Annotated in this window: 9 protein-coding genes; 5 read left to right on the top strand and 4 right to left on the bottom strand. The window is 69.3% G+C overall.

Features of this window, described 5'->3' with window-relative positions; genetic code table 11:
* The first annotated feature begins 22 nt into the window (after positions 1–22).
* Complete coding sequence (locus tag ACFWVC_RS05070; protein WP_384277610.1) at positions 23–1,252, top strand: amidohydrolase family protein; 1,230 nt, start codon at positions 23–25, stop codon at positions 1,250–1,252.
* Between the two features lie 112 nt (positions 1,253–1,364).
* On the top strand, positions 1,365–1,847 hold the full coding sequence (locus ACFWVC_RS05075) for a hypothetical protein (RefSeq protein ID WP_384277617.1): 483 nt from the start codon (positions 1,365–1,367) through the stop codon (positions 1,845–1,847).
* Here the strand turns inward: ACFWVC_RS05075 and ACFWVC_RS05080 are convergent.
* A complete protein-coding gene (locus ACFWVC_RS05080) occupies positions 1,813–1,953 on the bottom strand; it encodes a hypothetical protein (protein WP_384277624.1) in 141 nt (46 codons plus the stop codon). The two genes, ACFWVC_RS05075 and ACFWVC_RS05080, sit on opposite strands and share 35 nt — an antisense overlap.
* A complete protein-coding gene (locus tag ACFWVC_RS05085) occupies positions 1,929–2,594 on the bottom strand; it encodes an IS5 family transposase (RefSeq protein ID WP_384277630.1) in 666 nt (221 codons plus the stop codon). Before ACFWVC_RS05085 ends, ACFWVC_RS05080 begins: the two co-directional genes overlap by 25 nt.
* Positions 2,595–3,476: 882 nt before the next feature.
* Between ACFWVC_RS05085 and ACFWVC_RS05090 the strand changes: the two genes are divergently transcribed.
* On the top strand, positions 3,477–4,505 hold the full coding sequence (locus tag ACFWVC_RS05090) for an NlpC/P60 family protein (protein WP_384277637.1): 1,029 nt from the start codon (positions 3,477–3,479) through the stop codon (positions 4,503–4,505).
* A 278-nt stretch (positions 4,506–4,783) separates the two neighbouring features.
* Here the strand turns inward: ACFWVC_RS05090 and ACFWVC_RS05095 are convergent, their stop codons facing one another.
* A complete protein-coding gene (locus ACFWVC_RS05095; RefSeq protein ID WP_384277643.1) occupies positions 4,784–5,458 on the bottom strand; it encodes a histidine phosphatase family protein in 675 nt (224 codons plus the stop codon).
* A 484-nt stretch (positions 5,459–5,942) separates the two neighbouring features.
* Between ACFWVC_RS05095 and ACFWVC_RS05100 the strand changes: the two genes are divergently transcribed.
* Complete coding sequence (locus ACFWVC_RS05100) at positions 5,943–7,043, top strand: sensor histidine kinase (RefSeq protein WP_384277699.1); 1,101 nt, start codon at positions 5,943–5,945, stop codon at positions 7,041–7,043.
* A gap of 47 nt (positions 7,044–7,090) precedes the next feature.
* Here ACFWVC_RS05100 and ACFWVC_RS05105 read toward each other — a convergent pair whose 3' ends face one another.
* Complete coding sequence (locus ACFWVC_RS05105; protein ID WP_384277649.1) at positions 7,091–7,654, bottom strand: PadR family transcriptional regulator; 564 nt, start codon at positions 7,652–7,654, stop codon at positions 7,091–7,093.
* A 288-nt stretch (positions 7,655–7,942) separates the two neighbouring features.
* Here ACFWVC_RS05105 and ACFWVC_RS05110 point away from each other — a divergent pair, with 288 nt between their 5' ends.
* The gene (locus tag ACFWVC_RS05110; RefSeq protein WP_384277656.1) at positions 7,943–11,482 is read left to right on the top strand and encodes a choice-of-anchor D domain-containing protein; all 3,540 of its coding nucleotides are present in this window, start codon (positions 7,943–7,945) and stop codon (positions 11,480–11,482) included.
* The last annotated feature ends 56 nt before the right edge of the window (positions 11,483–11,538 follow it).

Raw genomic sequence — 11,538 nt, forward strand, 5'->3', positions numbered from 1 at the left:
ACGATTAGTTGAGGTCAAGTACATGTCTATGGTGAACGAACCCGCACATCACGGCACCACGGTGCTGCGGGCGTCACGGCTGTTCGACGGCGAAACGGTCATGCCGTGGGACGACCCCGTCGTGATCCTCAAAGGAACGACAATAGTCGGAATCGGCCGTACGGCGGATCTGCGGCTTGGAGAGACCGTCGTGGACTTTCCGGGCGCCACCCTCATTCCCGGTCTGATCGATCCCCACGTGCACCTCGCCTTCGACGCGAGCCCCGACCCGGTGAAGTCACTCGCCGATCGCGACGACGATGCTGTCGTGGCCGCGATGCGCGTCGCGCCCACGACAGCATTGCGCGCTGGCATCACGACCGTGCGTGACCTCGGCGACCGAAACTTCCTGTCACTGGCCCTGCGAGGCGCGACGGACCTGCCGACCATCGTGGCGGCCGGGCCGCCGCTGACCACCGTGGCCGGGCACTGTCATTTCCTCGGCGGTGAGGTCGGGCCCAGCCCCGCCGAACTCCGAGTCGCGGTGCGTACCCATGTGGAACGTGGTGTCGACATCGTCAAGATCATGGCCAGCGGCGGCACGATGACGTCGGCCAGCTTCCCGGAGCAATCACAGTTCGCCCGGGAAGCCCTGCGTGCTGCTGTCATGGAGGCGCACCGGCACGGGATCCCCGTGACCGCGCACGCGCACGGTTACGACGCTGCACTCGACGCGATCGAGGCCGGGGTGGATGGTGTGGAACACGTCGGTTTCTGGTCGGCCGAAGGAGTCGTCGCGCCGGGGCCTGAACTCGTCGAGCGGATCGTCTCCCAGCGCGTCGCGCTCGGCGCCACCGCCGGATCGCTACCCGGAACTGGCTCGGTGGTGCCCGCGGCCGTATCCCGGAGAATGCCTGAAATCATAGCCAACTTCGCGGCCCTGCACGCGGCGGGAGCGGTGATCGTCGCGGGCTCGGACGCGGGGATCGGCCCGTACAAACCGCACGATGTGCTCCCGTACGCGCAGGATCGGCTGGCCGCATACGGAATGGGCCGGATGGCCATCCTGCGGAGTATGACGTCGGTCGCCGCCGGTGTCTGCGGTCTCGGCCACCGCAAGGGCAAGCTGAAGCCGGGGTACGACGCCGATGTCGTTGTCGTACAGGGCGATCCGATCGGCGATCCCTCCGCCCTGCACCGGATTGCGGCAGTCTATTCCCGCGGCACCCGAGTCGATCCGCAACGCCGGCACCAGGGCCCTGCCTCAGACTGAGAAGGTGTTGTCTTTCCGAAGGTGGTAGCTACGTTTCCGCTGGTCAGGCATGAGATCGGTGCTTGGGCGGGAGGGATGGTGTGTCGTGTCGTCTTTTCGGGTGGGGTGCCGGATGCCGTCGGTGATGGGGCTGTTGGAGGAGCGGGAGCGTGCTGCTCGTCAGAGGGTGGAGATCCTGCGGGTCGAGTTGCGGGACGCTGAAGCCACGTGGCAGCGATTCGTGACTGCCCGCGAGACGGTGGGCCAGGTCTTGGCGGAATCGAGCGGGCGTGAGGATGCGCCCGTTGCCGCGTCCGACGAACGGCCTGTGCCGGTTGCGGGTGGGGCGCCCGGTTCGGTGGTGCCGGCATGGCGGGCTGGCTTCGAGCCGGCGGTGCTGGCGCCGGGCTACCGGCGGCTCGTGGACATCCTGGCCGGCCGGGACGGGGAGGCGGCGGACTGCCGTCAGCTTGCTGTCGCGCTCGGGCTCGCGCCGGTGCCGGCGATGGTCGAAGGGGTGCGGTCGAAGGCCAAGCGCCTGGTCGCGCGGGGCTGGCTGGCCGAAGAGAGTCCGGGGATGTTCAGCGTCCGAGCCGGGCGAGCCGGCGGCTCATGACCATGCTCATCGACCAGTGGATCATCGCTTCGGCGCTGTCGGTGCGGGTCTCGTAGTCGCGGGCCAGGCGGCGAGAGCGCATCAGCCACGCGAACGTCCGCTCCACCAGCCGCCTTTGGGCAGTACGGTGAAGCCGCGGGTGTCGTCGGTGCGCTTGACCACGGTCAGCGCGATCCGCCAGAGGGTGCGGGCGACGTCGACCAGCTGACCGGTGTAACCGCCGTCCGCCCACACGCGCGAGATGCGCCAGTGCCGTTCGCGCAGCCGGGCCGGCAGAGCGCCGGCAGCCTCACGGTCGGTCACGGACGCGGCCGTGACCATCACGACCAGTAGCAGCCCGAGGGTGTCCACCACGATGTGGCGCTTGCGTCCGTTGACCTTCTTCCCTCCGTCAAACCCCCTGCTGGCGGCCGGAACCGACGCCGCCCCCTTGAGCGACTGCGCGTCGATGACGCCCGCGGTCGGCTCCGGATCGCGGCCCTCGCTCTGGCGGACGCGGTCACGTAGCCGTTCGTGCAGTTCACCGATCAGGCCCTCGTCGCGCCAGCGTCGCCAGAATGCATAGACGCGGTCCCACGCGGGGAAGTCCGCGGGCATCGACCGCCACGTGATACCGCCCGCGACCAGGTAGCGGACCGCATCGCGCATCTGCCGATGGCAGTAGACCTCCGGCTGCCCGCCCCGGCCCTCCATCCACGCCGGCACCGGCAGCAGCTCGCGCATGGCCGCCCACTCCGTGTCCGTCATGTCAGATGGATACTTCGGCCTCCTGTGCGAGCGATCCACGGCGTTCCCGAACCGGTGCGCGAGACAGTCACACGACAGAGGAAGCGAGTTGGACTCCGCCGCTACCGGAACGCAAGACTGCAGCCCAGGGCCTCCTGTTGCTCAATTGGATTCGACACCCATGAGCTGTGCAGGAGGCCCTGCCCTCATGCCCGGACATCCGGAAGATCACCCGACCGAGTCGCCACACTCGAACCGATGCTCACCATGATCGATAGAGAAACGGTTCTCAACGCGTCGACCTGAGGTTGGAAACAGCTCACTGGTCGCCCTGAGACCCTTCATGGGCGCTGCAGATCAAGCAACCAACCGCCCTCTTCGGGGAACTTCCACCTTACACAGACCTTTGACCAGGACTAACGTGCTCCGGGACCGCTACCGTTTTCCTCAGAACTTCGCAGGCGCGAGATTGGCCGTCCCCGCCTCGCTACGCATGGTCGCCAGTATCCCCGGCGAGTGCCCATCCCAACGACCCCCTCCGGCGCGACCCGGGGCGACCCGCAGCGAAACCCGGACCGGTCCGTCCAGGCGCGCGGGCGACCCGGGCCGACGCCTCCATGGCGACGACTCCACGTCAACTCGCCGTCACCGTACGTGTGATGCGCGTAAGAAAAGTCGCCGCGGCACAACTTTATTGCGTCAGGGATTTGATCAGATCACAAGATGGTCACTAGGGTCAGACCTCGAACCTCCGCGCGGTCGATCACCCAATCGGGGTGGCGGCGGGGGTCCCGCCGATCCGAAGTGGCGTGCGCAGTAAGGGGGACGCCGACGCTCGGAACCGGGGAACCAGGGTTCCCGATGCACACGGCAGGCGGCTGGAGGAAGAAGGAGCTCGACTGAGTGGCGTCCCACCGTCGTCCCAAGCAGACCAGTCGCGCACGTGTCACCGTGCTCACCGCGACCGCCGCCGCAGCCGTGGCCATCTCCGCCCAGGCAGCCCAGGCCGCTCCCGCCAAGCAGTCCGTCAAGAGCGTCAAGGCCAAGGTCGACGCCCTGTACGAGCAGACGGAGCAGGCGACCGAGAAACTGAACGGAGCGACGGAGAAGCAGGAGCGACTGCAGAAGCAGGTCGAGGACATCCAGGACGAGGTCGCCCGCCAGCAAAGCGACCTCAACGACCTCCAGGACGAGCTCGGCACCCTCGCCAGCGCCCAGTACCGCAGCGGCGGCATCGACCCGACGCTGCAGCTCTTCCTCTCCGCCGACCCGGACAGCTACCTCGACAAGGCGTCCACCCTCGAAGCGTTGAGCACCAAGCAGGCCGAGGCGCTCCAGCAGATCGCGGAGAAGAAGCGCACCCTCGATCAGCAGAAGGCGGAGGCGGCGAGCAAGCTCTCCGAGCTCGACCGGACCCGCACCGAACTGGGCAAGAAGAAGCGGGAAGTCCAGGGCAAACTCGCCGAGACGCGAACCCTCCTCAACTCGCTCACCGCCGCTCAGCGGACCTCGCTCGCCGCCGCCGAGGACGCCCGTTCCAGCCGCGGCAACGAGCGCGTCGACCTGGGCAACGACACCCCGGCCTCCGGCCGCGCCGCCGCCGCCCTCGCGGCCGCCCAGAGCAAGATCAACTCGCCGTACGTCTTCACCCACGCGGGTCCGGACTCCTTCGACTGCTCCGGCCTCACCTCCTGGGCCTACGCCCAGGCCGATGTCCGCATACCCCGGACCTCGCAGGACCAGGCCAACGCCGGCACGCGCCTGTCGATGAGTCAGCTGATGCCCGGCGACCTGGTCCTCTTCTACGGCGACCTGCACCACGTCGGCCTCTACGCGGGCAACGGCATGGTCCTGCACGCTCCCCACTCGGGCGCGCTCGTCCGCTACGAGTCGATCAACAACATGCCGTTCCAGTTCGGCGTCCGCATCTGATCACGGGCCGCCAGGCCGCTTGCCGGCAGAGAAGTGACCGAAGGCCCCGCGCTCACCGAGCCGGGGTCTTCGGCGTGTCACAGCCCGGGCACCGCCCGGCCTGCGTGGGCGTCGACGAAGCCACCCTGCAGGCGATCATGACCGAGGTCACCCAGGAGCGCATGAAGGAAGTCACCGCAACACCCTGACGCGATGGGAGGCGCCCGGTGCCGGCTGTCCGGCATCAGGCGCCTCTGTCGTCGCCCCATCGACCGGCGGCCCCTGCACCGGGTGGCGCGTCACACGAGCGGCGGTGTCGTCGCCTTCGCCTGGTCCAGGGACGCATGGTGGCGGAGAGCGCCGAACGGCGTCCGGTGGACGGCGAGTGGAACGTTCCCGGCCGGACGAGGCGAGTCCCATTCCGCATCGTAGGCGGGGGTGACCTGCCAGCCGCTGTCCGTGGAAACGAGCGACACCGCTGACAGGGGCCGCACGTCGAGGTGCCAGAAGGTCCTCTCCGGGGCGGAGAGCGCGTGCACGAGCAGGGCGCGGATGACGGCGGAGTCGACGATGGCCAGGGTGGGGCGGGTGCCGGGCGGCAGTTTGATCAGCCAGTCGGCGGCCCGGTCGCACAGCTGCCGGACGGATTCCCCGCCGTGCGGCGCGGCATCGGGATCGGTCAGCCACAAGGACAGGCCGTAGGGCTCGGCGGCTGCGATCTCCTCGCGTGTGCGCCCCTGCCAGCGCCCGTAGTCCAGGTCCCGCAGTGCGGGTTCGACCGTCGGCTCGAGGCCGAGGGCCGCGGCGGTCCGTGCGCAGCGCGTCGATGGCGCCCGGATGGTCATCGGGTGGGCGACGAACGCCGGCAGGGCCGCGCTGCCGGGAGGCTGCTTGCCCGCGGGCGCGTCTCCGAAGACCGCCTCGCGTCCGCTGGTCGCGGCGGCCGCGCACAGAAGGGTCACGTGGATCGCCATACGGTGGCCTCCTTCCTTTCCCGGTCGGGTACCGGGGGCGTGCTGTGAGGCTCCGGCAACCGTTCTCCCACACGGCCCCCGGGTTGTCTGCCGCCACTCAGGTGACGACGAGAGCGGAGGAGGTCACACGCCTGCCTGTGGACCGCGATGCGTAATACGTGATGTGTGTCTACAGGGTCGCGCCCCGGCGCCCCGGGGAACATCCGGCGATCGGCGGTCGTCGCCTCCACCGACCGGCTGGACGGCATCCGCCATCCGGCCGGTGCGGCGGCCTGGGGAAGCCGTGCGGCCCGGAGCGTGGTAGGGATCGGATCATGGCCCCATGCCGTGCGGCGCGCACGAATCTGCCGGCCTCGGCCGTCCGGGGACCGGCGACGGGAGCCCGGCGCATCCGCCACACCTGTGCGGGCGCCGGTGCCGTTCCGCGACGCTCCGATCCATGCCATCGTCGCCATCGTCGCCGCCCGTGCGGGCGGGCCGACGGATGACCTTCCGCACCCCGCCTCCCCTGCTGCTGGACGCGGTCCTGGTCTTCTTCGCGCTGCTCGACGTCCGCATCAACGTCCATTTCAACGACTCGGCCAGCCTGGCCTGGGCCCTGACGGCCGCGCTCTCCCTGATGCTGCGACGCCACCGCCCGCTGCTGACGTTCCTGCTGACGCTCCCCGCCGTGCTCGTCTCCTCCGCGGTCTTCGCGTCGCTGGCCGCCCTGTACACGCTCGCCACCTTCACCCGGCGCCGCACCCTGCTGGCGTTGTGCGGCGTGGCCTTCACCTTCTGCGACGTGCCCCCCTGGGGCCCGAAGTTCGACCTCACCGATTCCGCGACCTACATCACCCTCGGCTACACCGCGACGACGGCGGCCGCCCCGCTCTTCCTCGGACAACTCGTGCAGGCCCGTCGGGACCTGTCGCTCCGGCTCCGCGAGATCTCCGAGGCACGCGACCACGAACGCCTGCTCACCGATCAGACCGTGCTGGCCACGGAGCGCGCCCAGTTGGCCCGGGAGATGCACGACGTCGTCTCCCATCAGGTGAGTCTGATCGCCGTGCAGGCCGGAGCTCTGCAGGTCGGCGCGCCGAACGCGTCCGTCAAGGAGACCGCGGGGACGATCCGGCGACTGAGCGTGCAGACCCTGGACGAGTTGCGGCACATGGTGGACGTCCTGCGGGCGGCCGGCAGCCGTCCGACCGAACTGACTCCGCAGCCGTCCGTGTCCGACCTCGAACGGCTGGTCGCCGGCAGCGGCATCGAGGCCGACCTCGACATGGACCTCCCGAAAGGGCTCCCCGCGCCCGTCCAGCGCGCCGTCTACCGCACGGTGCAGGAGGCCCTGACCAACGTGCGCAAGCACGCGCCCGGCGCACGGGCCTCCGTACGGATCCGGCGCGAAGCGGGCGTCGTCCGCGCCACGGTCACCAACGACCAGCCCACCCGCCGGCCCCTTCCGCTGCCGAGTGCGCGATACGGCCTGGTCGGACTGCGCGAGCGGGCCGCGCTCCTGAACGGCTCGTTCAGCTCGGGGCCCACGGCTGAGGGGGGTTACGAGGTCCGCCTGGAACTGCCGGTCGAGACCACGGACTGACCGGGAACCCGGCCGGGGCCCGGCACCTGCGGAGGGCCGCCCTGCCGTCAGGCCGGAAGCGAGGACCGCTGCTCCAGGATGCCCAACGCCCGCTCGGCCCAGCGGATGTTCTCCGTCTCGAAGGCACGGCCCCGCATCAGGGTCAGGTACGGGCCGACCCGGTCGGCCCCGGCGAGGAACTGCTCCTCGGTGCGCCCGGCGAGCAGGCGCGCACGGTCCAGGTCGTAGCGGGCCAGCTTGGTGCGCGCCGACTCCAGCTGCTCGGCGATCGCGGCACGGACGGCCGTCGCGTCGCCCTCGTCCACCGCCTGCACCTTGACCAGCAGCTCATCGCGGATGGCGGTCGGTCTGGGAGGTTCCGCGGTGAAGTCGCGCAGAGCCTGCCGGCCGGCCCCGGTCAGTGAGTACAGCCGCTTGTTGGGCCTGCGTTCCTGCTGGACGACCCGGGCCTCGATCAGCCCCTGGGACTCCATCCGGTCCAGCTCCTTGTACAGCTGCTGGGGCGTGGCCATCCAGAAGTTGGCCACCGACGCGTCGAACCTCTTGGACAGGTCGTAGCCGGACGCTTCGCCCTCCAGGAGGGCCGCCATGACCGCGTTGCGCAATGCCATACCCGGATCTTATCGCCCTCTTGACTAGACAAGAAAACGACTAATAAGCCATTCCAGATACTCACTTGCAGGAGAGCGCAGCTTCTTGCGCAAAAAAGTTACTTTCTCACGAGAATGAGCGGAGATATTGCGGGCGAGTAACCGCGACATTACGGTGCCCCTTGCATTGGCGCTCCACCTCGCTGGTGCAGAACAGACATTCTGCGCCGAAAGGAGCATGTGATGTTTCGTGTACCCCCCATCCTTCGAGGTCGGAGACGGCCTGCCTTAAGACGAACGATCGCCGTCATGGCCGGCACGACCCTGCTGACCACCGGCGGCGCGCTCGCGCTGAGCGCCACCCCGGCCTTCGCCGCGACAGCCACCGGCGGCAGCGGCGCGAACCTGCCCTACGTCGAGGTGCAGGCGGAGAACTCCACGACCAACGGCACGGTGATCGGGCCGAGTTTCAAGTACGGCGAGCTCGCGGACGAGGCGTCGTACCGCAAGGCGGTGACCCTGCAGGGCAGCGGAAAGTTCGTCACCTTCACCACCCCCGTGGCGACCAACTCCATCGACTTCCGCTACAGCATCCCGGACGGCTCCGGCGGCTCCGTGTACACCGCCCCGCTGTCGTTCACCATCAACGGCACGGCACAGCCCGACTTCACCCTCACCAACGCCTACAGCTGGTACTACGGCAGCTACCCGTTCACCAACTCCCCCGGCAGCAACCCGCACCACTTCTACGACGAGGTCCACCGGCTGCTGCCGCAGACGTATCCGGCGGGCACCACCTTCACCCTCCAGGTGGGCGCCGGCGGCACCACGACCACCATCGACTTCGCCGACTTCGAACAGGTCGGCGCGCCCCTCCCGCAGCCGGCCGGCTCGGTGTCGGTCACCAGCAAGGGCGCCGACTCCACCGGTGGCAGCGATGCCACGGCGGCCTTCAACGCGGCCATCAGCGCGGCCGGAGCCGGCGGCACGGTGTGGATACCGCCGGGCACGTTCAAGATCCCCGGCCACATCACGGTCAACAACGTCACCGTCGCCGGTGCGGGCATGTGGTACTCGACGGTGACCGGTGCGGCGCCCGGCTTCTACGGCCTCGGCGAGCCCGACAGTTGTGGGGTCGGCGGCAACCGCGGGGTCAGCAGCGGTGTCCATCTGTCCGACTTCGCGATCTTCGGCCAGGTCGGCACCCGCAACGACTGCGACCAGGTCAACGGCATCGGCGGCGCGATGAGCAACTCCTCCGCGTCGAACATCTGGATCGACCACATGAAGGTCGGGGCCTGGATGGACGGCCCGATGGACAAGCTGACCCTCAGCGGGATGCGGATCCGCAACACCACCGCCGACGGCGTCAACTTCCACGGCGGCGTGACCAATTCGACGGTCACCAACAGCGACATCCGCAACACCGGTGACGACGGCCTGGCGACCTGGGCGGACTCCGCTCTCGGCGCCGATGTCAACGACACCTTCTCCAACAACACCGTGCAGCTGCAGATCCTGGCCAACGGCATCGCGATCTACGGCGGCCACGACAACACGGTGAGCGGCAACCTGGTGGTCGACTCCGGACTGGCGCAGGGCGGCGGCATCCACGTCGGCCAGCGCTTCACCTCCACGCCGGTCGGCACCACCAACATCACCAACAACACCATGATCCGGGACGGCAGCCTCGACCCGAACTGGCAGTTCGGTGTCGGCGCGCTGTGGTTCGACGGCAGCCAGGGCGCCATCACGGGACCGATCAACGTGACCAACGCGCTGATCCAGCAGAGCCCCTACGAGGCCGTGCAGTGGGTCGAGGGCACCGTCAGCGGCGTCCACCTCAGCAATGTGACGATCGCCGGCACGGGCACGTTCGCGCTCCAGGAGCAGACCGGCGGCGCGGCCACGTTCACCAATGTCACGGCGACCGGCGTCGGCGCCTCGTCGCCCGTCTACAGCTGTGAGGGCTCCAACTTCGCCGTCACCGACGGCGGCGGCAACTCCGGCATCTCCGGGACACCCTTCTGCGGCGGTTTCCCCGCCCCGGTCTTCCCGCCCTACCCGGTCACCGGAGTCACCACCACCCCGGGCGCACTCAACTTCGGTTCCAGCGCCACCGGTTCGAGCAGTGCCCCGCAGACCGTGACGGTGTCCAACCCGACGGGCACCGCCGCCGCCATCTCCGCACTGGCCACCTCGGGCGACTTCACGCAGACCAACACCTGCGGCTCGTCGGTACCGGCGAACGGCTCCTGCACCGTCAGCGTCACCTTCAGGCCGACCCAGACCGGGCAACGCAACGGCACCCTGACCGTCACCGCGGGCGGCAACAGCAGCACCGTCTCCCTGACCGGTACCGGCATCGCGCCGGGCCCGGTGCTGAACACCAACCCGGCGAGTCTGTCCTTCCCGGGTACCGTCGTCGGCTCGACGGCCGGCTCGCAGACGGTGACCGTGACCAACTCCGGAACGAGCGCGGCCGCCGTCTCGGCCGTCGCGGCGACCGGTGACTTCAGCCAGACCAACAACTGCGCCTCCCTGCCGGTCGGTTCGTCCTGCACGGTGACCGTCACCTTCAAGCCCACGGCGGGCGGCACCCGCAACGGCACCCTGACCGTGACCAGCAACGCCAACAACAGCCCGACCACGGTCGCGCTCGGCGGCACCGGCATCGACAGCGGCACGAACATCGCCGCCGGCCGTCCCGCGTCGGCGAGCTCCACCAACGGCACCTTCGCCCCGGGCAATGTCACGGACACGGACGCGTCGACGTACTGGGAGAGCGCCAACGGCGCCTTCCCGCAGTGGGTTCAGGTCGACCTCGGCCAGAACTACAGCGTCGGCAAGGCCACTTTGAAGCTCCCGCCGGCCACCGCGTGGGCGACCCGGACCGAGACCCTGTCCGTGCAGGGCTCCACCGACGGCTCCGCCTTCTCCACCCTGGCGCCGTCCGCCGCGCAGACCTTCGACCCGAACGCCAACAACAACACGGTGACCATCACCTTCCCGGCGGCGACGACCCGCTACGTGCGGATCAACGTGACCGCCAACAGCGGCTGGAACGCCGCCCAGTTGTCCGACCTCCAGGTCTTCCCGAGCGGCGGCGGCAACCCGTCGTCGGCGGCCCTGACGGTCGATCCGGCCTCGCTCACCTTCGCGGCCCAGACGCCCGGCACCACCAGCGCCGCGCGCAACGTGACGGTCACCAATACCGGTACCGCGACCGCGTCGATCTCCTCGGTCACCGCCTCAGGCGACTTCGCTCAGACCAACGCCTGCGGCACGTCGCTCGCGGCCGGCGCCGGCTGCACGATCGCGGTGACCTTCACCCCGACCGCGTCCGGCACCCGCACCGGCACTCTGACGATCAACAGCAACGCGACCAACAGCCCCACCACCGTCGCCCTCTCCGGCACCGGCAGCGGCACGACGGCGACCAACCTGGCGGCCGGCCGGCCCACCAGCGAGTCCAGCCACACCGATGTCTACCCGTCGTCGAACCTGACCGACGGCAACCAGGCCACCTACTGGGAGAGCGCCAACAACGCCTTCCCGCAGTGGGCACAGGTCGACCTCGGCTCGGCACAGAGCGTGAGCAAGGTCGTCCTGAAGCTGCCGTCCGGCTGGGGCGCCCGCAACGAGACGCTGTCGCTCACCGGCAGCGCCGACGGCAGCACCTTCAGCACCCTGAAGTCGTCCGCCTCCTACAACTTCAGCCCGGGCGCAGGCAACACCGTCACGATCACCTTCGCCGCGTCCACCCAGCGCTACGTCCGGGTCACGGTCACCGCCAACGACGGCTGGCCCGCGGGTCAGCTCTCGGAGTTCCAGGTCTGGAACATCTGACCTGACCTGACAGGAACGGAGCGCCGAACGCCGGTGCCGCCGGGTGCGTACGCACC

Origin of the sequence: Streptomyces sp. NPDC058691 (assembly GCF_042714775.1) — a bacterium.
GTDB lineage: Bacteria > Actinomycetota > Actinomycetes > Streptomycetales > Streptomycetaceae > Actinacidiphila.